Source organism: Bdellovibrio sp. HCB274 (assembly GCF_047306075.1).
Classification (GTDB): Bacteria; Bdellovibrionota; Bdellovibrionia; order Bdellovibrionales; family Bdellovibrionaceae; genus Bdellovibrio.
In genome coordinates this window covers 2,585,527-2,608,111 of the sequence record NZ_CP178623.1, presented here as the reverse complement: position 1 = coordinate 2,608,111, position 22,585 = coordinate 2,585,527, and the positions used below count along the sequence as shown (strand labels likewise).

The following is a 22,585-nucleotide window of genomic DNA, read 5'->3' as shown; positions in this document are numbered from 1 at the left end:
TCTGAAGATAAAAACCATGCTATCCTTGATCAATTCATCTGACGATAGAAAAGTTAAGGATAAGAATGAAAACAAAAAAGGAAATCGTAGATAACTGGCTGCCTCGCTACACAGGCGTTCCTCTTAACGAATTCGGGCATTATATTTTGCTTACGAACTTCAGCGGCTACGTAAAAATGTTTGCAGATAAATTTGATGTCCCGGTGCGCGGTATGGATCGCCCGATGCAGTCTGCTACGGCTGAAAACATCACGATCATTAACTTCGGTATGGGCTCAGCTTTGGCTGCAACCTGCATGGACTTGCTATCCGCTATCAACCCGAAAGCCGTTTTGTTCCTGGGTAAATGCGGTGGTTTGAAAAAGAAAAATCAACTGGGCGACTTTATCCTGCCAATCGCTGCTATCCGTGGCGAAGGAACCAGTAACGAGTACCTTCCGGCTGAAATCCCGGCGTTGCCCTCTTTCCGTTTGCAGCGTTCCGTTTCCTCGATGATCGCCAAGCACAACTGCGATTATTGGACGGGCACGGTGTACACGACCAATCGCCGCGTTTGGGAACATGATGATAAGTTTAAGGACTATCTGACCAGCACCCGCGCTATGGCTGTGGATATGGAAACAGCGACTATTTTCGTAACCGGTTTCGTTAACGAAATCCCTCGTGGTGCGTTGTTGTTGGTTTCTGATAACCCGATGATTCCAGATGGAGTCAAAACGGAAGAAAGCGATAAAAAAGTAACGTCCAACTTCGTGGATAAGCACATCAGCATCGGTATCGACGCACTTCGTGAATTGCGTGACTCCGGTGAGTCCGTCAAACATCTTCGTTTCGACTAGTTTGTTTTCTGACAAACGCGCCTTTCAATGATTGATAGGCGCGCTGGTTTTTTATTTTCTTGTGGGAATAGGAGGCCAGCGCCATGAAGTGGATATTATTGATTCTGACCGTTTTTTCTTTGTCGTATTCCAAAGCCGAACAAGATTTACCGATGCCTCTGCCCGATGAACCGGGCCATGAAGATCCCAGTGATCCGTATCCGCCGTACGAGCCGGCACCTCCCCAGAATCCACAGCCCCCGCAAAACCCACAGCCACAACCGCCAGAGTATCCTCAGCCGCCATCAGAGCAGTCTCGGCAGTACAGCTTGGGAGCAGCAGATACTGGCCGCTTTAAAGAGCGCACCTTTACGTTTTATCCAAACAGCACCTGGAATCGTGTCACCCGCATTGCTTTGGTGGGAACGCGTAATAATGTGAAAATCAAACAAGTGGACATCATCTACGCTGACTATGGCGACTCGCGAATGGAATACAATCTGATGGGTGAGTTGGGAGCGGGCTCCACTCGCAGTGCGTACTTTGAGGGACGTCCGATTGCGGCCATCCGTATTGTCGCTAGCAATAAGTATTTTTGGAAAAAACCCGGCGGTTTTAGAGTCGACGTAACAGCATATAAATAATTTCCGTTTGTCTTTTGGGCACACAAAGTCGAATCAAAAAAACCAAGAATGATTCGACTTTGTAGAGTTGATCTTGTGATTTTCACCTTTTTTCACGCAATTAACATATTGTGTCATCGCGAAAGTTGCGATATAACTCATCCCACTTTCAATCAGTGTTTTAAAAGATATGTACTGTACTTGGTACTTGGGGGAGGCTCGCTTTGATCAATCCAGGCAATAACATGGCCGAAGAAATTGATTCTGATTTGGATTCTGACCTTGATGAGAAGAATACCAAAAAAACGTCAGCATTCGATATCGACGTAGATGAGGAATCGGAAGCTGCAGTATTAGCGGGACTTTCTGACAACCTTCTTGGTGAAGGTGAAGAAGATGACTTGAACCTTGATGATGTTGAAAACATCCTTGAGCTTCCAGACACAGGTTTCCCAAAATTCACTCTGGCAAAAAATAAAGCTCGCTTCTTGCGTATGGTGAGCTGGTACCGTGGTAAAGAAGAGTGGATCGAAGTTGCTCCATTGTCTGGCGTAACAAAACTTTTCAAGACACAAACTAAAGAGCTAGAAGGCATCCGTTCTTCTAAACTTGATTATGAAATGGAACTTGAGACAGGAACTTTGACTCCTTCTCAAAGATCTTACCGCCGCGACGAACTTAAAATGTGCCGCGTGCAAGAGAAAATGGCTGTTCACTTGATCTCTAAGCTTCAAGTGAAAATCAAATCCGGCCGCAGATAATCGAAAATAAAAAATCGAGAATCGAAAAAAAGACCGCCTTCGAAGGTGGTCTTTTTTTTTGCCCAGATTTACCCCGCAGCTAAACTGTCTAATCCTTTGTCAGTGGGGCGAGTAATACCTTCCCGGTGTCGATCCACGAAAATCCTTCAAGTCGCCGGTGTTCGCCATGAGGGTGCAAACGCTTGGCCCGGATTTCGCTTAGTCTCTTTTAGCAATTTTTGTTTGGAGACTTGTATGAAGTTATGGGCTTTGCTGCCGGTGGTACTATTAGCTGCCTGCTCGCCTCAACATTCAGGTCCTGTGCCCACGGCGCAGGAAGATAGAATCATTAACGGTAAATCGGTTGCTCGTGACAGCCAGGTTGCCAATGCCACTGTGGCATTGATGCTGGTTGATGGCGATCGTCTTAGAACCTTCTGCACAGGCACGCTGGTTTCCAAAGATCTGATTGTGACTGCTGGTCACTGCCTGGAGCCCTCTCAGTCCGGTTATGAAGTTGTGGTGTCCTTTGGTTCTGAAACTTTCTCTTCCAAAGAAGACGGGGATATCCGCGAAATCGACCGTGCTTATTCCTATGACATGGTCACTCCGCAAATGGGTGATGGCACTTCCCGCAATATCAATGAACTTCGCGACGTGGCTTTGATTAAGCTGCGCACTTCGGCCCCGAAATGGGCGGTACCGGTTGCGATCCTGGGTTCTGATGCGAACCTTGGCGCAGGCCAGGAAGTTTTGTTGGCAGGTTTTGGTCGCACGAACGAAAAGGTCGCTGCGATGTCTAAATATCTGCTAACAACACACGTGAAAATCGTCAGCGTTCAGGATAATAAGATCACCGTCGACCAGACTCAGGGTACTGGTGCTTGCTGGGGAGACTCTGGCGGACCTGCGTTCCTGCAGACGGAAAAAGGTTTGGTGGTGGTAGGTGCGACAAGTGGGGCTGCTTATGGCAGCGTCGACTGTCACACGCAGGTGGTGTACGCGTCCTTACCGGGGTTCAGAGAATTCCTGGTTAAGGTAGCCAGCGTTTTGGGCGGTGAAGCGCCCGTATTTTTGGATTAATTTTTTAATAAATAAGGAACCTTAAGATGAAAAAGCTCATGATGATCCCATTGCTGGCGTTGGCTGCTTGTACTCAAAACAGTGCTAATGTTGCAAACCTTGATACTGCGAAAAAATCCTCCATCATCAACGGTGAAAAAGTAGTTCGTGGCGAAAGCTATGAAGAATCCACAGTGGCTTTGATTTATGAATCTCCCCGTGACGGCAGTATCGCTGCTTATTGCACAGGTACTTTAATCTCCAAAAACCTGGTTTTAACCGCAGCTCACTGTGCGGATATGTTTGAACGAATTGAAACAAAGATGTTCTTCGGTACTGACTTGCCAGAGACTTTCGAAGATCCAAATGCCATCGAGATCGCTGAATCTGTCAGTCATCGCGATTTCGGTATCGATAGGGACTTGAATGTTACCATGTTTGACCTGGCGGTTGTGAAGCTTGCGAGTGATGCACCAGAGGGTTATCGCCCAGTTCCAATTTTGAATAACGTAAAAACTCTGAAAGCCGGTATGCCGATCACTCTGGTGGGGTGGGGCCGTATGTCTGAAACCGAGAATCTAAAAACGGTTTCTATGCAAAAAACAGTGGTTGAGATCGCTCAAGTACGTGATCAGGAAATTATCACGAATCAAACTCGCGGCACGGGCGCTTGTAACGGTGACTCCGGTGGTCCGGGTTTTATCGAGACCTCTATGGGGTTGATCGTGGCGGGTGCGACTCGTGGCCCTGAAATTGGCTATCTGGATTGCCATCACTACGGCATGTACTCATTGCTGGTGAACTATAAGGATTTCTTAAATTACGCTGCTCAGACTATGCAGGCAGAATATCCGCAATTCGTGAATTACTAGTTTCCCTTGCGGAGAAGTGAGTAAATGAAAACGCTGCTGCTAATGACATTGATCGCGATTTCCACTGTGGCCTGCTCCCGTCAGCAGGCTTCAGATGTTTTACCGGTTCACGGTAAAAACGCGGCCATTATCGGAGGCGAAGCGGTTTCGTCAGAAGGTTACGCACGCAAAGCTACCGTGGGTATATACTATCGGGGCAAGGTTTCCTGCACTGGTGTTTTGATTTCAAAAAACCTGGTCGTCACTGCCGCTCACTGTGTGAAGTGGGTGAATGACGTCAGCGTCGGTTTTGGTGAAGCACTGCTAGAGGAAGACAAACTCAAGTCAGTTCAACACATCATCATTCATCCGGATTTCAAAATCGTTCAAGTGCCGATTCCGTGGAATCCGTCAGAAATGCATCCGACCTCCCAAAAAGATATCGCACTATTAAAGCTTTCCGAAGATGCGCCTGAGGAGTTCACGCCTGTGGGTATTTATCAGGACACGGATAAAATTCCGCTTGATAGTAAATTGCTATTGGCCGGCTTTGGTGTGACAGATGATTCCGAACACACAGCCGCAAAATCATTAAATGAAGTGACAGTTTCGCTGTTCGCCCTGGCTGATGACTATCTGGTTATCGATCAACGAGATAAAAAAGGTGCCTGCTTCGGGGACTCCGGCGGTCCGGCTTATATTTCGGAAGCAGGGACGTGGTATGTTGCCGGTATCACTCACGGGACACGTCCTGGTTATACCAATTGTATCCAGGAAGCCGACTATACAAGTCTATCCAAGCACACTGAGTTCATCGTAAAAACCGCAGAAATGCTTCAAGCCGAGGCTCCAATCTTTGCGTTTCCTGTCCCGGAAGTCATTCCCACCCCGGAACCTCAGATCCCATTAGCTGCCCAATAAACCCGGAACTTCACAAATATTAATGCAACCCCTTTTTTGGTACCCATCAAAAGTCCAGTGATATTGCCTCGTTAAAGTGTCTCAAAAAATATTTGCAACTAGCCCTAAATTCTCACGATGAAACGCCGATAGGTACAAAGTGAGTCAATTATGATTGCAATTTGTTTCAAAAGGGGAGGACAAGAATGTCACGCACAGTAATGATCGTGGTAAGCGATAACCAGGAAACTATCGAGAATGCTAAGAAGTACTGGGAGCAGCACGATGTGACAGTTCAGGCTTATTCTTCATCTCAATGGAGAGAAGGTCTTGATAATGCATTTTTCAGACAACAACTGACTGCTGGTGTACCAGCGTTGATTTCTGGCAACAGCCCGGTAACAACGGACAACACAGGTCACAGTAACTTGATTCAGTTCCCGACGCCGTCTGCAACATCTTCTAACGTTCAAAAAATGGAAGAGATGGAAGCACACGCTATCGAGAACGCAATCGTTCAGTACAAAGGCAACCTTACTGAAGCGGCAAAAGCTTTGGGTATCGGTCGCGCCACTTTGTATCGCAAAGTTAAGCAATATCACATTGACCCTTCTGCAGCCCGCAAGAAGAAAACTGTGGTTGCCGCTTAGTTTTTCGAGCGCCTTAAGAAATGTGCATTGATTAAGGAAGAAAAGAAAAAGTGGATTCCGCAAGGAGTCCATTTTTTCGTCAAGGGATTGAATGTTTAGCCGAATTACCGCCGTCATTCTGACACTGGCCTGTGCATACGGAGCCTTTCATTTCACGATCAACCGTTCGTTCGTGAATCCCTATCCCGTTGTCTGTGATCTGGTTTCTGAAAAAATCTATTTACCCAATGAAGACTTAAAAGAATGGCGACGCACCTGCATGGAGCACAGTCGCTACGTCACGCCGTACACTAAAAAAGATCTGATACTTCGTGATATCAATTACGTATTGGGATCTTTGCGTGTTTCGCATCTCGAGATCTACGACGCACCGGAAGTGCGCGGGATTTGGAGAGGCGAAGTGAAAGAGACCGGCCTTAGCGGTGAGTTTGTTGATAGTGAACTTGTGATCTTTAAGGTTCTGCCGCATTCTCCGGCAGAGCGTCTGGGATTTAAAAAAGGCGACGTGATTGTCTCCATCAATGGGGAGCAGCCCAGCTCCTGGTCGATTGAATCCGAAGCCGGGGACTATCAAATTCGCCGCGCCAGTGACGAGTTTACGATTAAGCTGCATCCGGGTGTGGTGAAGCGAAATGAAAACATGCAGATCAGTCCGCTTAAGAATCAAACAGCTCTGCTTGAGGTTCCTTCATTCCGGGCGGAATTTTTTAAGGATGAAGTCTTAAAAAATATCTCGGCAAATCTGAAAAAGTATAATTCCGTTATCGTGGATCTGCGTAACAATGCCGGCGGTAATTTTGTGGCCGGTTTGCGCTTTTTGTCTATGTTTATCTGTGAACCCACGGTGATCGGTAAACTGGAAAAACCCAAAGCAAAACTGGGGCGCGCTGAAATGCCGGATCTTCTGGATGATGAAAAACAGCTGCATATTCTGGAGCGCAACCGCGAAGTGGTTTTAAAAACATTCCGTAATCCTTCGTGCTTTTCAGGATCAGTCAAAGTTTTGGTGGATGGACGAACTTCCTCGGTTGCCGAGATGGTGTCCCAAGGATTAAAGGAATACCGCAAATCTCCGCTGCGAGGAGCTCCTTCGCGCGGACAATTGCTGGTCGGTGTATGGTATCCGATGGATGAAATTGCACCTGGTGTACAGATCTCAATTCCAGAGGCACTTTACATCAGTGGCAAGGGACATCAAATCGAAGGTCAAGGCGTGCAAGTGGAGAAGATTTTATATTACAATCTGCCGCAAATGCAGGCGGGGATTGATTCCTGGGTAAATTCTTTCCAGGACTAGAGTCTTATAATGAGACGTCAATAAAGTTTTGGTCGTCTGTTAAGTTGATGTTCGGTCATAATGAATTAAATGGCCATACACACGGCACGCCCTTCGCAGGGTTAAGAACGAATGCAATTTGCGAGGAGAGCGTTGAACATGGGGAATGCGAAAGTGATAGAGTTTCCTAAAGATAGATCTTTCCGTAAAAGACTTCAGGACAAAGCCCAGGAACAGAAATCTGTTCTGGTGATGTCTATCGCTTCAGTGGCCTTGATGACGGTCTTCGTAAATCAGTGGTTAGTGGATAATTCTGATTCCGCAATTGCGGGTCGTGGTAATCGTGAAATCGCAAGCTTCGAGCCGGGTGCATTTGCCCGCGATGTGAAGTGGGAGCACGATATCGCCCAAAAACTTTCTGCTGAAAAGTCGTCTTTGGTAGCGGCATTGGCAGAAAAGCCGACCTTGCGTGATGATCTTATTTTTGGCTACCTCGAGGGTAAATACGGAATGAATATTTCCGAGGGTAAAATCCAAAGTTTGGAATTTATCGATGCCCAGGCGGGCGAGAAAGCCCTTGAGATCAGCAATAAAGCCAACTTCCTAAAAAAGTATGCAAGCGCCTTTGGTCTTAACTACGTGGAAGTAAGTCCAGTCAGCACGACAGAGTCCGAGCAGGTATTTAGTCTGATCGATAACTCAAAAACGATCGTGGGGCAGGCACGCTTTGCCATCGACTCTGAAGGCCGCGTTCATTCTCTGAGATTCTCTCAATAATCACTTTAGAAACCACTGTTTCAAGCCGATACGATCTGTATGTTATTTCCAGATCTATCGGCGCCAGAAATCAATAATTCCAAACAGTTCGAAGGCAAGCCTGCAATCGCGTTCCTTATGGATCGTTTCATTGCATTCATTCTGGATTTTCTGATTGTATCACCGATCATCAGTTTGATGGTGTCGGGTCTGCTTCGCCAGACGAAAACTTTTTTTCTGCTGAACTCGCGCTCGGAAGAGGGCTTGGTCGCGGTGATGATGTTGTTTGCTGTAGGCACAATTGGCGTCGTGGTTATGCAGACGCTGTCTTTATTTTTCCTTCAGGCAACACCAGGGCAGTACTTCCTGCAGTTAAGAGTCGTATCTTATCCCAACGCTCAAAAGCGTTTGACCTTCTCTCAGTGTGTAACCCGATCGGTTTCCTGGTGCGGGTCTTTCCTGTTGTTGGGACTTCCATTCCTGGGAGTGGTGGGGCACCCGCTGCGCAGAGCTTTTCATGAAAAAGCCTCTGACACGATGGTGGTGACGCTTAAGAAAAGTTTTGATCCGGGTCCTTCTTTGCCAGAACAGCGCCTCATGACTTCGTGGATGCAATTTAGTTTTGCGATGTTTGCCTTGGTGGCGTTTGTGGGCTTGGCAAAAAGTTATCAGTCTTTGTCAGCGGGCGAGTATCACACGGCCTCTGAAGCCACGGCCAGTTGTCAGGAGATTCCTGATAAGGACCTCAACGGTGCGCAAAGAATGGATGCGGCACTGTCCTTGTTTTTGCTTAAAGAGATTTCTTCCGATTGTCTGAATAAGGAATCCGAGCATTCGTTATGGGGAGATCCAGTGAATTCCCAGGCGATGGCTTATTTTGCCAAATATCTTCTAAGTGAAGGTGATGAGCGTAAGGAGTATTTCAGCAAAGTGTGCGAGTCGCGCACATCCTCCGGCTGTATTCTTGCGACGTATCTGGATAATCCAGATGATGTTAAATTGGGCGATGCTTCACGTAAGCTATGGGTGACTCAGGTGCTTGAAGCTGATCATCTTTACAGTCAAAAAGATTTCGTTGGCAGTCTTGAGGTCATCGAGAATCTGCAGTCTGTGCCGGCATTGCGCCAGGCGATTGATAAGAAGTATGTCCGCTCGATTTGGGCATTGAAAGAAAGCCTTGGCACTCGTAAAGGGGGCCGTGTCCCTGCAAGCACCTCCGATGCGCAGGAATGGATCGACGGGTTCAAAGAAAAGTACGGTGTGCGATGATCATCCCGTGCCCTGAAGATTTACGACAGGTTCAGCGTTTTCCCCTGACCATAACTTTGGTGGCATTGAATGTTTTTATTTTCCTGCTGATTTTCAGCGGCACTCGCCCCGATATTTCAGACAGTCGTCTTTTTGAAATGGATGGCTTGAATTTAACCGGCAGACTTTATTACCAGTATCTTCAGGAACTCCCACCACAAACTCTGGCTGAAACACCCCCATGGGTGCAGCAAATGAAGAGCACCAATTCGGAGCACATGGTGGTTTTGGGTGCCTATGCCTTGCGCGACTCCCATTTTTTAAAAGACGGGGAGCTTCGTGATTATCGCGGTGATGAAGTGAAGATTCGTGCGTGGAAGGCTGACTTCGTAAAGTTTCGTACAGAATACAAGGAACAGCTCATGTTCCGCTTTGGTCTTAGCTCTACGATGAAGGGTCCCTTGGCGTGGTTGACCTATCAGTTCTCTCACTCTAATTGGTTGCATCTCTTCTCGAATTTAATGTTTTTAGTGGTCATGGGTGCCGCTGTTGAGGCCTTGGCGGGCAGCTCGGTGATGCTGATGGTTTATCTATTGGGCGGGGTTGCCGGGGGCTTGGGTTTTCTGTGGTCTCAGGGGGCGGGCACAGTGCCCATGGTGGGTGCGAGTGCTTCGGTCAGTGCCTTGCTGGCCTTCTACTGTGTGGCCGAGTTTAAGGCCCGTGTGCGCTATCTTTACTTTGTGTCACCAATGCCTGAACATTATGGTTATATTTACCTGCCGACCCTTATGATTATTCCTCTTTTTTTAGTGGTGGACCTGGCAAACTTTTGGGCAACTCCTGAAGGCTTGGGATCGGGCGTGGCCTATGCCGCACACTTAGGTGGTAGTCTTTTCGGTATCTTAGGTGGTCTTGTCTATCGACATACAGCCCTTGCTCGTCCTAATTCCTTAACATAACCCTGACAGGGTATTTCTTATAGCCCCGTTGACATTTGTCGGGTGGATTTGCGAAAGTGGTCCGCGACAGAGGCTGAATAATCACCCCCTTTACCGAATGGTGGACCCGAATGAAGCTTACTAAGCTCATTAAGTCAGTGATTGTATTAACATCATTGTTTTTCGCAGGTGCTTTAAATGCAGCGCCAGCATCCCAAGCGATTCCATACTATGGAGTTGAGTTCTATCAAGACCTTGCCGCAGGCAAAACCAACGACGAATTAATTTACCGAATCAGATCTGTTTTGCGCAGTTTCCATGTGCCGCAAACAGGTGGTTACGATTTGATCGTTTCTGATTGCCAGGCACAAAAGGGTTGCTACGCTCATCGTCCGATCGGATACAACGGTGCGCGTGTTTGGTTGATGGGAAAATTCTATTTGGCTTACGACGAAACTTCCCGCAGCTATTCTGTTAAGGATTTTTACTGCAACAACTATAAGACTCGTGAGGACTTCCGTAAAGGTGAGCCGGCTCCAGGCAGAATCCCTGACAACACGGTTGTGAATGTTGAGCACACGTGGCCACAAAGCCGTTTTAGCCGTCGTTTCCCAAAAGACACTCAAAAATCAGACCTTCATCATTTGTTCCCAACGGATTCTCAGTTGAATTCGATCCGTGGCAACCAATGGTTTGGTGAGGTTCATGAGGACACTCAAACTTTGAAATGCCCGGCATCCCGTTTTGGGGTGGGTGAGGGAGATAACGATGAAGTGTTCGAACCACCTCAAGAACACAAAGGCCGTGTAGCTCGTGCTCTGTTCTACTTCTCAATGCGCTATGATCTGTTCATACCACCTGATGAGGAGGCTGTTTTGCGCCGCTGGAATGCCGCAAACCCACCGGATGCAGAAGAGATCGAAAGAAATAATCAGATCTTTGAAGCTCAAGGTAACCGCAATCCATTCGTCGATTACCCAAGCATGGTTGATTCAATCAACGACTTCTAAAGTCGGTTGTCGGGTCTTGTCCTCGCTCCAACGAAAAGCTCACCCATAAGGTGGGCTTTTTTCGTTTGTGGGGGAGGTCGTTCGGTGGGCTGAATCCCGGCGCTTGTGGTGTGTTAAAGTGCTTCAAACCTAGGAACTAAGTTGTTGGAATTACTTCTGAAAGAACTTCACTTTAAGGTGGCGCTTGAACCTTTACTTTAATCTTTTGAGCGAGACGATTAAGAGCGAGAGTGGAGTGCTGAATAGTGCAAATAGTGACTTCCTTAAAAAATCTTAAAAAAAATGGAACAACACCCTTGCAATGTGTTCAACAACAATGTCTAATTATTTCTACGGGAGGGGTGATACCAAGGAAGGTACTCGGGTGCATGATGTGCTCACCTCTATTTTTATAAAAGATTATAAAGGCCGGAGTTGAACTCCGGCCTTTTTCTTTTCTGAGCGGGTTGCTCGATTTCATGCAATTATTCCACTGAAATGACTGAGGGAACGATTTTCTGGTTCCTTAACCCTTTGAAAGGTGACCGCAGCCTTGGCTCTGGGTAGGTTCGGTCTTCTCAAATAAATGGTGGAGGTCGGATCTATGAAACACTTGGTAGTGGGTTTACTTGTTCTGGGAATGTCTTCAATGTCGATGGCTGCGGGCCTGAATTGCAAAAATGAAGCGGCGGGTTATGCCCTGACTCAAGTGATTGCAGAGATGATCAAAGCTGAAAAGTCGATCTCTAACTATAAATTCAAAGCGGACCGCCCAGTAACTGATGATGCAATTGAATTGAAAGACGGAAGTGTTCGCGAGTACTACGACGTTTCGGTTATGGTTTACCAAGGTGATTCCGAGTTGGAGCTTCCGGCTGATCGCACCGTTCGCGTTCAGATCCTAAATGCAAACTCCGGCAGCTGTCTGGTCGAGAAAATTTCAAAATCTGACGGCGAATAGTTTCTCTCTAAATATGCCAAATGCAAAAACCCGCTTGATAAGAGCGGGTTTATTATTATCTGAAATCAGGCAATTTTAAATACCAACACATCATCCGAATCGTGTCGGTCGTAGTGCAGGCAGATGCTTGCACCACTTTCAGTACTTTCCAAAATCACCGGGCGCGTGGTCAGGCCGGAAGGGGATTCAGTAAGTCCCTTGATCCAGATTTCGTCTTCTTGGCAGCGTACGACTTCAGCAAATTGGCCAACCCCCTCGAAATCGATGGCACTGCCTTTGGTGATGGCAAATTCCACGATAGTTTCAGGGGGAGGGGATTCTGAGGAAACAGGGCTTTCGTTGTCTGGGAATAATTGAACTACAGAGGCCTCTTTAGGGAATTGTTCTGGTGCATTTTCAAGGGCTGTATGCGGCACTGTTGCTGCCGTGGGCATTGCTGCCAAAGTGGTTTTCGCAGCGGCTTTCGCTGCACGGGCGGCCTGAAGTTTTTCGTTCAGTTCGCGATTGACCAGAATCTCCGCTCTAAGAACCATTCCGAAAAGGGCGAAGTTAATCAACAATGACAACACTGTCTGAGTGCTACTAGTGCGCCAGTCTTTTGAAAACGTCAAAAAATTATAGGCAATGGTCACTGCCAGAATAACCAGTACCGGGAGCCAGGCCGAACTCTTGGCCCGAAACATCAGATAGCCCACGACGATTTTTGAAATTCGTAACGCCCATTGCATTGGTGTTGCCGCCAAATACATCGCACTTAGGTATGCCCAAGTCCATTTTGATGGTGAAGCCGGCAGCATCGCAACACTGATAAAGAAATTTAAAAACGGGGAGAGTAAAAGTAATATGCCCGCAATGCGCAGATAGCGATTCATTATCCCACCTCTTTATGAGGTCCTGATTCGCTTTTTTCTGCAAAACGCATTTTTAGGGGAGCCGTGGAGGTCGCTGTTGGATGAACTTGATCTTTACGACCGCGGCGAACCACGGCATCACTGAGTGCGATAACCAGACAGATTGCCAAGGGGTCAAACACCGCGACGAATACCAAAATCAGGTACTTCACCACGTTATCGATTTCCATATTGAACGCTTTTGAAATGTAAATCAGTGGACCGACTTTTTGTTTCTCGTCGATCAGTTTGATTTTCGCCTGGGCGATCTCGCCTTCAAGCTGATTCACTTTGGCTTTTAATTGCTGAATCAAAGGCTCTGCTTCGGCGCGAGCTTGCAGTTTACGGGTGATTCGACCTGCCGGGATTTCCTCGATGCCCCGATTGATACGATCAATTTCAGAATTGGCAGAGCGTTGCTCATTGTGAAGTTTATCGAGCTTGATGGTTTCAGACTCCAAGGTGGAAGCAGAGATGAGGTAAGCATCGGAAAGGAAACCAAAGATACCCATACTGGTGATACCGCTTAGTACAACCACGCAGATGACCATATAGGATTTCATAACCAGATTGATGCTCTTCCAGGTTTGGTGCAGGTAAGCAGCGGCTACGAACTTGGCAAGCTCCAAAGCACCTGCCATCAACCAAACGGCAAGCACTGCGCCGGAGAAGAGCTTCCCCAAACCCGCAATAGAAAACGCCGCTCCCAACACGGAAACCGCGATTGCCGAAAGTGCCAAGCCTATAATTACCCAGAGCTGAACCATATGGTTTTCTCTTCGGATAAATGTGAAGAAAGATTGACTGGTGTTCGATGGATTCAGCCGTTGGTCCAGACAGGTGCCAGGTCCTGTTTACGGATACAGCGCAGATCGATTATGGCTGAGCCCCTAAACGAAAAAACCCGCCTCGTGGGGCGGGTTTAAATTACTGGGCAGTGCCAGGTAAGGTCCAGTTGTTGTAAGCGTCTAAGAGCTTTCTGTAGTCCTTCGGAAGAAGGCCGTCGTTCAGGTCAGCCAGAACATCTTGAATCAGAGACACATCCATCACATAAGCTTTGGAATTTACCAACAATCCACGTGCTGTTTTTTTGCGATTCCATGGAGACCAGAACTCTGGATAACATTTCAAAGTGTCACCCAATTGCAAAGTGAACTCACCCACGGTGATCTCAGGATTTTTAGCGATGATGTTCTTGATTGTTTTAACCTGCTCAGCATTAAGGGCAGTGCAGTAGTTGGTTCTTTTCTTTGCGGCTGTACGTTCTTTGTTTGTGTAGTGCAGACGGCGATTCGCCTGATCAACGAAATCAGTCACGAATTCTTCAGCGGTTACAGAAGCGAAAGCCTGCGCGCCAGTTAGAAGTGTGGTTAGAATAAGAGCGAAAATTTTCATCGGGAGTTTCTCCAAATGACCATTTTCTATTTGAGAATTGGCAATTGCTCAAGGGGGCGGCGATTGACTTGAATCTTTTGCAAATAAATGCCGGAATGGGGCCTGCTGCCGAGGTCCCTCGATGAGATTACGGGTTCAAAGCATCCAGAAGCTTTGAATTCATTGCTTCATTATCTCTTAATCCAAGGTCACGTAGAGTGTCTCTGATAAGGTCGATGTCCATCCAATAGGCCTTGGTGTTAAGTAGAATGCCCCAGCCTTCTCGTTTTAGCGGTGGTAAGAAGATCGGGTAGCATTTAAGTTCCGGAGAAAGCTTGCTCCAAAAATCACGGGCGGTTTGTTCGGAATTTTCACGAACCACTCGCTCGATAGTTTCAATCTGAGGTTGGCTCAAGCCTGTGCAAAAAGGTCGTTTTTGGGATGCGATACGATCCTGATTGAGGAAAACCAAGCGGCGATTCATTTGGGCCACAAATTGACTGACAAATTCATCGGAGGAAACTGCAGCCTGTGTCTGCGCGCCGATTAAAAGTGTGGTGAGCATCAAAACCAGATACTTCATAGAGGCCCTCTTGGTAAAAGATGCTCTATTTTTAAAGTACTCGGCCGGTTTCCACAAGGGGCTAGGGGAGGCCTTTGAAGGTTTTGCAGGCAAAGGCCCAAAAGCGGCACTCTCTAAAAGTGCCAAGTCGTATTTATGAGGGAGGGTCGGCAAAATTATTGGGGCGTGCAGACCATGGTTCCGCTTTGCTTAACTATGGGGATGCCATCTTGAGTATAGGAATCAATTTTACTTATAGGGGCACTGAAAGAAAGTCCATTCGTAAGATACTTTTTGGGTGCCAGCGTGTAGACTCCCCCGGTCAGCTGTATCCAGTTGAATACCACTCCTTGCTCGGTTTCGGTGATGTTGAGTTCGTGTTCGGCAGATACCAGAAGATTCGAAATATGGAGGGTGCCGGCAAACTTGTCGCCGCGTCCGTCGCCATCCACATCGATCCAGCGGATTTGCAGAGTCTCGCTGCTTAAAAAACCGGTTGAACATTCGAAAGCTAAAACGGACCTGCCTCCGTCAAAAACCACTTGTGTCCATTGGTTGTTGTTGTCATCAACTCCCATGATCTGCAAATAGAGATGTAGCACAAATTTTGGCTTATTTATTTGCGTTCTGTTTGTAGTTGGGTCCCAGATTTCACGCGATACGCGAATCAGTTTTTGCTGAGGAAAAACTTGCGCCCTTTCGCTTCCCAGCCGTTCATCGACGAATTCAATTTTAACTTGATCAACGGTTTGCAGGAACTGGGCACCGGAAAATGGCAACCCTTTGACTGTGTCAATATTGGGAGCAAGCCAGCGTCCGATAGAGGTGAACTCAGCAGAAAATCCAGAACCGCCACCACCACTGTCCCAACCGCCTTCATCAATTTGCGCTTGGGCTGAGAGCGTAAAGAGTGCGCAAAGGAGTATTGAAATCAATTTATTCATGGTGACTCCTTTTTCATTTTTTTTGTGTTGCATTGAATGGTCGCGATGTATCGAGGTGTCATGATGCCCTCTGAGTTAAAAATACCCAGTTCAAACACTTCCATCGGGAACGGGCCGTCTTCTGCCATTTGGTTTATAGTCATTCTGCCGTGAAGTGTGCGGGCTTCATACTTCCAGGTAATACCGATGGCCCAGTTAAGGACATTTTTATAATTTCCGTTAATAAGATCGGTCCACTTAAAGTTCAATGAGCTGATCGTGACAGATTCCTTGGTCAGGGGATTCAGAGAACTCCCTTGGCCGCTGACCATGACTTTATCTATGTTCACGAGGTACTTCGCGCCTTCAGAATAGTTCTCATACAGTAAATAATATGGAGCGCCGTTAATCATATAATCGCAGGAAGTGACTGACTCCAAGAAGCCCTTCATCAGTTTCATCGACCAAAAATACTTTGTGTCATTGGCTTTCAAAATACCCAGGTATTCGTGAATGGCCAACTGAGCCCGATTTTCCTGATTCGAGCTATAGCTATACCAACGATCCCAGTTCACACGAATCAGTTTTCTTGAGGGGAAATTAAGGGCATCGACTTCGATGCCTTCGTTAGAGACCAAACGGTCTTCTGTGAATTCAATTGAGGTTGTTTGTACGGCTTGTAGAAACTCGGCTTCGCTGACGGGGAAGTCAGGAACTTCTTTGATTCTTGCTGCAGCTTTTTGACCGATTTTAATAAACTCCTCAGTGTATTTTTCGGCACTGCCCCTAGCCAGGATATCTTCAAAGGGATTTTCAGCTTGGGCAAAGGGAGTTGCCAATAGCGCGAATACTGCCAGGATAATCTTTTTGAGGAAGTTTATTTTCATGCACTTGTACTAACAATGGACTTGGGTAAATCCAAGTTATGTTCTGTAAATATCCCGGCCGTTATTTACGTTTATGTAAAGAGTTCACTCTGAAAGTGGCGTTCTGATGGTGATGGTTTTCTATGGAACACCGCTTTACTTAAATAAAAACAATATATTTACTGTTTTGTAAATTCATGGAATTTTAAAAATAGTGAGGTTTTCAAATGAACAAGCTGCAGATCTGGCAATTTCCCAACTACCGCGAATATGTAAAAGCGTTCGTGCAATATCAGCCCAATGGCGGTCGCGGTCAGGCCAGCAAGATTTCTTCAGCTTTGGGGATTCATACGACTTTGTTCAGCCAAATTCTGAACGGCCATCGTGATTTAACTTTAGAGCAGGCCTCTTTGTTCTGTGATTTTGACGGAATGAATGGGGCCGAAGCTGATCTGTTTTTGAATATGGTTTCCTTTGAACGGGCGGGGAATGAAAGTCTTCGCAAAAAGTTAAAGAAGCAGATCGAGGATCAGAAATCATCATTCGCTGAAATTCGCAAAAGAATCGGTCCCGTTAGCAAAAAGCTGACAACCTATGATCAGTCCGTTTTTTATTCCAGCTGGAAGTACTCGGCTATTCGCATGCTGGCGTCCTTGAACAAAGTCCCTGACTTGAATGAAATGGCACAACTGCTGGGATTGTCACGTCAGCGTCTGACCGAGATGGTGGAATTCATGCTGGAAAAAGACCTGTTGATCGAGGAAAAAGGTCGCATTCGAATTGGCGCGGCAAAAACTCACGTCGAGAAAAAGTCCCAGTGGGAAGTTCGTCATCACACCAACTGGCGCACTCGCAATCTGACTCGCCTGGAAACTATTGCGGATCATGAAATCTGTTTTACCGTGCCTTTTAGCTGCACCAAGAAAGACTACGAAAAAATCCGCGAATTGTTATTTCGCGCAATCGAAGAAGCCGCAAAAATTGTCGGGGAGAGTAACGGAGAAGAGACCCATGTGTTGTGCATGGATCTCTTTGATATGATTTAGTCAGAAGTTTGACTATTTAAGAACTGGAAGCATCAAGCCAGATTTTTTTGCCTGAGCAAGAGTCGGAGGTTTGACTTTGCCGTTCACGTCGATCGCCATCATGCAGGCAGACTCTTCAACTTTTTCACTTTTTACGCAAAGAAATTGTGTGCCGATTTTTACGCCTTCTTCAAATTCTTCAACCTTAGCCATGCCATCGTAAACTTTAACAGCGTTTGCTCCTGCAAATGCAAGCAAACCAGTAGCATCTTCAGTGTCGAACAAAGAGATAACTGGAATTTCAACTTGTTCCATAGAGGTAATGTCTTTTACTCCAGAGATGCAGCTCATACCAACTGAAGCGATGCCGCAGAAAAAGTTGTCATTCTTTTTTAGTCCAGAGTCATTGTTTGGTTTTAGGGTGTCGAACATCACTTGAGCCAAGTCACCAGTGATTGCAGTGAATGCACCTTGTTCACTGGCAGCTATGACATGCAATGTTCCATTCGGCTCTAAAAGTTCTGCGGATGCAGCTTGTGACATAAGTACAGCGGCGATAGTTAGGACAAGTTTTTTCATGTTAATACTCCTTTGTATTGTTTCTTAGTTGGAACCACGAAACGGGTTCTATCCAAAGCCAGGAGTGAAAAACAGGACAACGATTGCTAAAAAACTAAAGATGTTTTTACAAATTGGTAAAACGTAAAATGGGCAAAAAAAGACCGATTTCAATAAAAGAAATCGGTCTTATTCTCGAAACTCGGAAAATGTGCCCGCCGCTTATTTGAAAGATGACTGGTGTTTTAAGCGGAAGCGGTGCAGAACCGAGGCGGTTCTGCACTGCATTTCGAATAGGTACGGCGTACCTATTCGAAAGGGTGGCTGGCGCCTTCTGGGTCTGCTGTGCGTTATTCGCCTTCTGCTGGGGCGAAGCCGCGGCGGAGGGTGTTTTCTGTTACGGCTGCCGGTTCCATGTATTGCTTGATGTAGTCGGGGCCGCCGGTTTTTGAACCGATGCCGGACATTTTGAAGCCGCCGAATGGGTGACGATCAACCATGGCACCAGTGATACCGCGGTTGATGTACAGGTTACCCACTTCGAATTCTTCTTTTACACGAGCAATGTTGGCAGGGGAACGAGAGAACATACCACCTGTCAAAGCGTACTCTGTGCTGTTTGCGATTTCGATTGCTTGATCCAGGTTTTTCGCACGGATCACAGCCACAACCGGTCCGAAGACTTCTTGTTGAGCCAATTTCGCATCGCTTGGAACGTCACCGAAGATTGTTGGCGGAACGTAGAAGCCGTTGTTAGGCGCAGTTCCTTTGAACAATAGCTTGTTCGTTTTTTCGGATTCTGCAATCGTGTTCAAGATACGCTCGTGAGCTTCCTGATCCACAACCGGGCCCATATAGGCTTTTGGATTTTCTGCAGACTTCACTTCAATAGAACGAGCGGCTTCCACCAAACGCTCTGTGAAGCGATCGTAAACTTCATCCAAAACGATCACGCGGCTTGCCGCTGAACATTTTTGACCAGAGAAACCGAAGGCAGAGTAAAGAACTCCGTCAACTGCTTCGTCCAAGTCTGCATCGTTATCGATTATCACGGCGTTTTTACCACCCATCTCGATGATACATCTCTTAACGTGCTGTTGACCCGGCTGAACCATGGAAGCGCGATTTAGAATATGAAGACCCACGGCTTTTGAACCTGTAAAGGCGATTGTCGTCGTGAATTTGTGATTCACGATGTATTCTCCAACTTCTTCACCAAGACCTGGCAAGAAATTCACCACACCTGCTGGGAAGCCAGCTTCTTGGATCATTTTCATCAAGCCCCAGGAAACCAACGAAGACTGCTCTGCAGGTTTCATCACGACGGTATTTCCAGTCACCGCCGCAGCAGTCACCATGCCGGCCAGGATCGCCAACGGGAAGTTCCAAGGAGCGATTACCGCCGTCACACCACGAGATTTGTAGATGTAGTGAGAAAGTTCACCAGGCAAGCCACCCACGCGAAGTGGTTTTTGAAGGTTGCGCATGTCGCGCGCGTAGTAACGACAGAAGTCGATCGCTTCGCCCACGTCACCGTCAGCTTCAGCCCACGGTTTACCAACTTCAAGAACTTGTGTTGCGATCAATTGGAAGCGATCACGTTGCATAAGGTCTGCAAGTTTATCAACCAAAGCCGCACGTTGTTCGGCCGGTACGTTTTTCCAGGTTTTGTATGCAGTTTGTGCCGCTTGCATTGCTTGTTCTGCTTGCTCGATTGTTGCCATGTGAACTTTAGCAACAACTTGTGAACTTTCAGATGGGTTCACGCGATCAAAGATCTTGGCAGATGTTTGTTCTTTGTTGTTGATCATCACAGGAACATTCACAGGAAGAGTCGCGCGCAAAGATGCGATCGCCTTTTCCATTTTCTCGCGGTCCGCTTTTACAGCGAAATCCAAAAGTGGCTCGTTATAGAACTTGCCTGGCTTTTGCGGAATGATCGCAGATGTCGGAGTCAAACCAGACGCAGGATCTCTCAATAGCTCAGCCGTAGTTTTGTTATCTGCGAATTTACCACGAAGCCATGATTCGTTCGAGGAGTTCTCAAGCAGACGGCGAACAAGGTACGCCATACCTGGAATCAGTTCACCGACTGGAGCGTATTCACGCATGCGGTAGCCCATCTCAACGATGGTCTTTTTAATGGGTTCAGCCATTCCGTAAAGCATTTGGAATTCCAATGCGTCTTTAGGGATGTTCAATTGTTCAGCGTACAACATACATGCCGCGATCGTTCTTACGTTGTGAGACGCAAAAGCAGGGCGGATGTACTTGATGTTTTCCAGGAAGTATTTTGCGCACACTTCGTAGTTCGCATCAGATTCCGCTTTGTTCGTGTAAACCGGAACCGGCCAGCCCCGTTGTTCAGCTTCGATTGTTTCGTAATCCCAGTAAGCGCCCTTAACCAGACGTACCCAGAATGGAGTGCCACGTTTTTTCGCGAAGTCTGTTAACATTTTGCAGTCTTCAAAAGAATCGCGCAGGTAAGCCTGGATCACGATACCGAAGAATTTATAATTTTTGAATTCGTCTTCATTGATAAGCTCTGTGTAAGCTTCCAACGTCAAATGTTTAACGGAGTATTGCTCCATATCCAAATTGATGAAGACACCTTTTTGCATTCCAAGACGGAAAATAGGGCGCATGCGATCTTTAAGGATTTTTTTAGATTCATCCCAGGCAGAGTCTTTGATTTGCGAGTAAAGCGCCGTCATTTTCACAGACACGTTTACTTTTGGAATGGCACCTTCGTGATCGCGATCGATCTGGGGAACTTCGTCCCATTTTTCAGCGTCTTTCGCCAACCACTCGATGAGTTCGATGCATTTGTTGGAATACTCTTGCGCTTCTTTTTCGGACAAGATCGCTTCACCCAAAATATCGACAGTGAAAGTCATTTTGTTTTTGCGCGCTTTTTTCAGAACAGGCAAAGCCTCATCCGGATTTTCACCCGTGATGAACATTTGCGCCATACCGACAACGTTTTTCTTAATCGCGCCGGCCATCAAGCCCGGAGCCAAAGAACCAAGTCCAAGACCTACGTTGAATACTGGTGGAAGTTTGCCACCGTCTTCAGCGAAGTATTCCTTCAAGTGTCGGGCAACTTCGTCGCCCGAGTTGATCGAAGGAAGCACGTCAACGAAGCGGAACATATTGGTTTTGAATTTTTCATTTTTCATACTCCATTCCATGATGGAGCCGTACCAGAAATCTTTGGAGAAGATGGAAGCCTTGGATTGGCTTTCCATGCGTTTCATAATTTCTTCGCCGCGAGCGACGATCTTCGATTGGATATCGTTCATAACTAAGCCTTCTTGTGCGAGCGAAATGTGCCAGCACCTATATTCGTAAGTGCTGGAATATTTACTCTGAAGGCTTAGATTTTCAAGCTATTTGAGTGGGGCAGGATGCGCTATTTTACTGTCCAAGAGTGAGTGATTTTTCCCACGATTTCCGCCAGTAAAATGTCGCCCGGTTTGATCTGACCGACTCCGGCCGGGGTGCCTGTCAAAAGTAAGTCACCGGCGACCACGGGGAAGTGCTGACGCACATAGTCTATCTGTTCTTCCAATGGGAAAATCATCAACGAGGTGTTGCCGTTTTGGCGTAGCTCGCCATTCACTGTCAGTTTGATGTCGATATTGCGCAGTTCATCCAGGCTATCCACCGAAAAAAAATGGGACAGAGGGCAAGCTTCAGTAAAACTTTTCGCTAAAGTCCAAGGTTGTCCTTTGGATTTAAGCTTGGATTGTAAAGTGCGCTCAGTCAGATCCAACGCCACGCAAGCAGCGGAGATTTGCAAGTTTTCATCGAATTGCAAAGCAATTTCAACTTCGTGATGAACATCCGTCGTCCATTTCGGCAGGTGAATTTCCGGTGAGGCCACAGTCGCGCAGCTGCCGGCTTTTAGGAAAACCAATGGCTCAGAGGGAACTTCATTGCCAAGTTCTTTGGCGTGCTCGACGTAATTGCGCCCGATAGCCCAGATATTTTGAATCATGGTGTGATCCTTTTTAGCTCTAAAAATTTATACAAGCCGTCTTTTTCAACTTCGAAGCCCACGCATTGGCACGGGGACCAGTGAGTGAAGCGATCTTCAGATAAATCGGTTTCAGAAGGAATGACTGACATAGCTTCAATAACCCAGTCGTAGTGGGAGCACAGGTAAATCACATCGTTTTTTGACTCGGCCGCTTTTTCCAAAAGCTTTGCAATGCGTTTGCGAAACCCTTGCAGGGATTCGTCACCATGTTGCTCTAAAAGATCTTCCTGGTTTTCCAGGGGAAGTCTTAGATGTTCTGACAGAGGGCGAAATGTGCTGTGTGTGCGTTTGCGCGGTGACACCCACAGGTGAGTGGGGGAAGGCATTTCGTTTTTCAGCACCAAATCCAAAAGAGTGGACGCCTGGTTGTGCCCCTCGGGCGTAAGGTCAGGATCTCCAGAGAAATCCATGGCTTTTTGGGCGTGGCGAAAGATATAAATCTTCATAATTCCGACTCTGCTATTGAAGCTTGAAATTATAGTTTTGCTTTGTTAGTTTCGGCTGTTATTTTCCATCTAATTCAGGAGTTTGTC

Annotated in this window: 24 protein-coding genes; 14 read left to right on the top strand and 10 right to left on the bottom strand. The window is 46.8% G+C overall.

The genetic code is table 11. The features are described 5' to 3' along the window. Positions 1-65 precede the first annotated feature (65 nt). From ACLWNV_RS12645 to ACLWNV_RS12585, 13 genes are all read left to right on the top strand, one after another. Positions 66-839, top strand: a complete 774-nt coding sequence (locus tag ACLWNV_RS12645; protein WP_413584804.1) for an AMP nucleosidase — start codon at positions 66-68, stop codon at positions 837-839. 83 nt (positions 840-922) lie between these two features. After that, positions 923-1,462 carry a hypothetical protein gene (locus ACLWNV_RS12640; RefSeq protein ID WP_413584803.1) on the top strand — a complete coding sequence of 180 codons (540 nt, stop codon included), beginning with the start codon at positions 923-925 and terminating at the stop codon, positions 1,460-1,462. Positions 1,463-1,665: 203 nt separating this feature from the next. After that, the gene (locus ACLWNV_RS12635; protein WP_246845657.1) at positions 1,666-2,202 is read left to right on the top strand and encodes a hypothetical protein; all 537 of its coding nucleotides are present in this window, start codon (positions 1,666-1,668) and stop codon (positions 2,200-2,202) included. A gap of 234 nt (positions 2,203-2,436) precedes the next feature. Beyond that, positions 2,437-3,264, top strand: a complete 828-nt coding sequence (locus tag ACLWNV_RS12630) for a S1 family peptidase (protein WP_413584802.1) — start codon at positions 2,437-2,439, stop codon at positions 3,262-3,264. Between the two features lie 26 nt (positions 3,265-3,290). Continuing rightward, a complete protein-coding gene (locus ACLWNV_RS12625; RefSeq protein WP_413584801.1) occupies positions 3,291-4,115 on the top strand; it encodes a S1 family peptidase in 825 nt (274 codons plus the stop codon). 24 nt (positions 4,116-4,139) lie between these two features. Beyond that, positions 4,140-5,015, top strand: coding sequence for a S1 family peptidase (locus tag ACLWNV_RS12620; protein ID WP_413584800.1), 876 nt, complete (start codon positions 4,140-4,142; stop codon positions 5,013-5,015). A gap of 185 nt (positions 5,016-5,200) precedes the next feature. After that, positions 5,201-5,644: a helix-turn-helix domain-containing protein gene (locus tag ACLWNV_RS12615; RefSeq protein WP_413584799.1), complete on the top strand. Its 444-nt coding sequence runs from the start codon at positions 5,201-5,203 to the stop codon at positions 5,642-5,644. A gap of 91 nt (positions 5,645-5,735) precedes the next feature. Then, positions 5,736-6,941: a S41 family peptidase gene (locus tag ACLWNV_RS12610; protein ID WP_413584798.1), complete on the top strand. Its 1,206-nt coding sequence runs from the start codon at positions 5,736-5,738 to the stop codon at positions 6,939-6,941. Between the two features lie 138 nt (positions 6,942-7,079). Continuing rightward, positions 7,080-7,697, top strand: coding sequence for a hypothetical protein (locus ACLWNV_RS12605; protein ID WP_413584797.1), 618 nt, complete (start codon positions 7,080-7,082; stop codon positions 7,695-7,697). 39 nt (positions 7,698-7,736) lie between these two features. Beyond that, complete coding sequence (locus ACLWNV_RS12600; protein WP_413584796.1) at positions 7,737-8,945, top strand: RDD family protein; 1,209 nt, start codon at positions 7,737-7,739, stop codon at positions 8,943-8,945. Positions 8,946-9,004: 59 nt separating this feature from the next. Beyond that, positions 9,005-9,883: a rhomboid family intramembrane serine protease gene (locus ACLWNV_RS12595; RefSeq protein WP_413584795.1), complete on the top strand. Its 879-nt coding sequence runs from the start codon at positions 9,005-9,007 to the stop codon at positions 9,881-9,883. Between the two features lie 110 nt (positions 9,884-9,993). Further along, positions 9,994-10,872 carry an endonuclease I family protein gene (locus ACLWNV_RS12590; RefSeq protein WP_413584794.1) on the top strand — a complete coding sequence of 293 codons (879 nt, stop codon included), beginning with the start codon at positions 9,994-9,996 and terminating at the stop codon, positions 10,870-10,872. Positions 10,873-11,455: 583 nt separating this feature from the next. Next, positions 11,456-11,812: a hypothetical protein gene (locus ACLWNV_RS12585; RefSeq protein ID WP_413584793.1), complete on the top strand. Its 357-nt coding sequence runs from the start codon at positions 11,456-11,458 to the stop codon at positions 11,810-11,812. A gap of 65 nt (positions 11,813-11,877) precedes the next feature. Here the strand turns inward: ACLWNV_RS12585 and ACLWNV_RS12580 are convergent, their stop codons facing one another. From ACLWNV_RS12580 to ACLWNV_RS12555, 6 genes are all read right to left on the bottom strand, one after another. Beyond that, a complete protein-coding gene (locus ACLWNV_RS12580; RefSeq protein WP_413584792.1) occupies positions 11,878-12,684 on the bottom strand; it encodes a hypothetical protein in 807 nt (268 codons plus the stop codon). Continuing rightward, positions 12,684-13,469, bottom strand: coding sequence for a hypothetical protein (locus tag ACLWNV_RS12575; RefSeq protein WP_413584791.1), 786 nt, complete (start codon positions 13,467-13,469; stop codon positions 12,684-12,686). Before ACLWNV_RS12575 ends, ACLWNV_RS12580 begins: the two co-directional genes overlap by 1 nt. Before the next feature lie 160 nt (positions 13,470-13,629). Continuing rightward, on the bottom strand, positions 13,630-14,097 hold the full coding sequence (locus ACLWNV_RS12570) for a hypothetical protein (RefSeq protein ID WP_413584790.1): 468 nt from the start codon (positions 14,095-14,097) through the stop codon (positions 13,630-13,632). A gap of 127 nt (positions 14,098-14,224) precedes the next feature. Beyond that, the gene (locus ACLWNV_RS12565; protein WP_413584789.1) at positions 14,225-14,659 is read right to left on the bottom strand and encodes a hypothetical protein; all 435 of its coding nucleotides are present in this window, start codon (positions 14,657-14,659) and stop codon (positions 14,225-14,227) included. 155 nt (positions 14,660-14,814) lie between these two features. Continuing rightward, positions 14,815-15,582, bottom strand: coding sequence for a hypothetical protein (locus tag ACLWNV_RS12560; RefSeq protein WP_413584788.1), 768 nt, complete (start codon positions 15,580-15,582; stop codon positions 14,815-14,817). Next, positions 15,579-16,448 carry a hypothetical protein gene (locus ACLWNV_RS12555; RefSeq protein WP_413584787.1) on the bottom strand — a complete coding sequence of 290 codons (870 nt, stop codon included), beginning with the start codon at positions 16,446-16,448 and terminating at the stop codon, positions 15,579-15,581. Before ACLWNV_RS12555 ends, ACLWNV_RS12560 begins: the two co-directional genes overlap by 4 nt. Before the next feature lie 206 nt (positions 16,449-16,654). Here ACLWNV_RS12555 and ACLWNV_RS12550 point away from each other — a divergent pair, with 206 nt between their 5' ends. Next, positions 16,655-17,473 carry a TIGR02147 family protein gene (locus tag ACLWNV_RS12550; protein WP_413584786.1) on the top strand — a complete coding sequence of 273 codons (819 nt, stop codon included), beginning with the start codon at positions 16,655-16,657 and terminating at the stop codon, positions 17,471-17,473. Between the two features lie 12 nt (positions 17,474-17,485). Here ACLWNV_RS12550 and ACLWNV_RS12545 read toward each other — a convergent pair whose 3' ends face one another. The 4 genes from ACLWNV_RS12545 to ACLWNV_RS12530 all read right to left on the bottom strand — a co-directional run bounded on the left by ACLWNV_RS12545 (position 17,486) and on the right by ACLWNV_RS12530 (position 22,498). Continuing rightward, the gene (locus ACLWNV_RS12545; protein ID WP_413584785.1) at positions 17,486-18,031 is read right to left on the bottom strand and encodes a hypothetical protein; all 546 of its coding nucleotides are present in this window, start codon (positions 18,029-18,031) and stop codon (positions 17,486-17,488) included. Positions 18,032-18,360: 329 nt separating this feature from the next. Continuing rightward, complete coding sequence (locus ACLWNV_RS12540; protein ID WP_413584784.1) at positions 18,361-21,312, bottom strand: proline dehydrogenase family protein; 2,952 nt, start codon at positions 21,310-21,312, stop codon at positions 18,361-18,363. Positions 21,313-21,422: 110 nt separating this feature from the next. After that, the gene (locus tag ACLWNV_RS12535; RefSeq protein WP_413584783.1) at positions 21,423-22,010 is read right to left on the bottom strand and encodes a fumarylacetoacetate hydrolase family protein; all 588 of its coding nucleotides are present in this window, start codon (positions 22,008-22,010) and stop codon (positions 21,423-21,425) included. Continuing rightward, positions 22,007-22,498: a phosphoglycerate mutase family protein gene (locus ACLWNV_RS12530; RefSeq protein WP_413584782.1), complete on the bottom strand. Its 492-nt coding sequence runs from the start codon at positions 22,496-22,498 to the stop codon at positions 22,007-22,009. The genes ACLWNV_RS12535 and ACLWNV_RS12530 overlap by 4 nt, the downstream gene beginning before the upstream one ends. Positions 22,499-22,585: the final 87 nt, after the last annotated feature.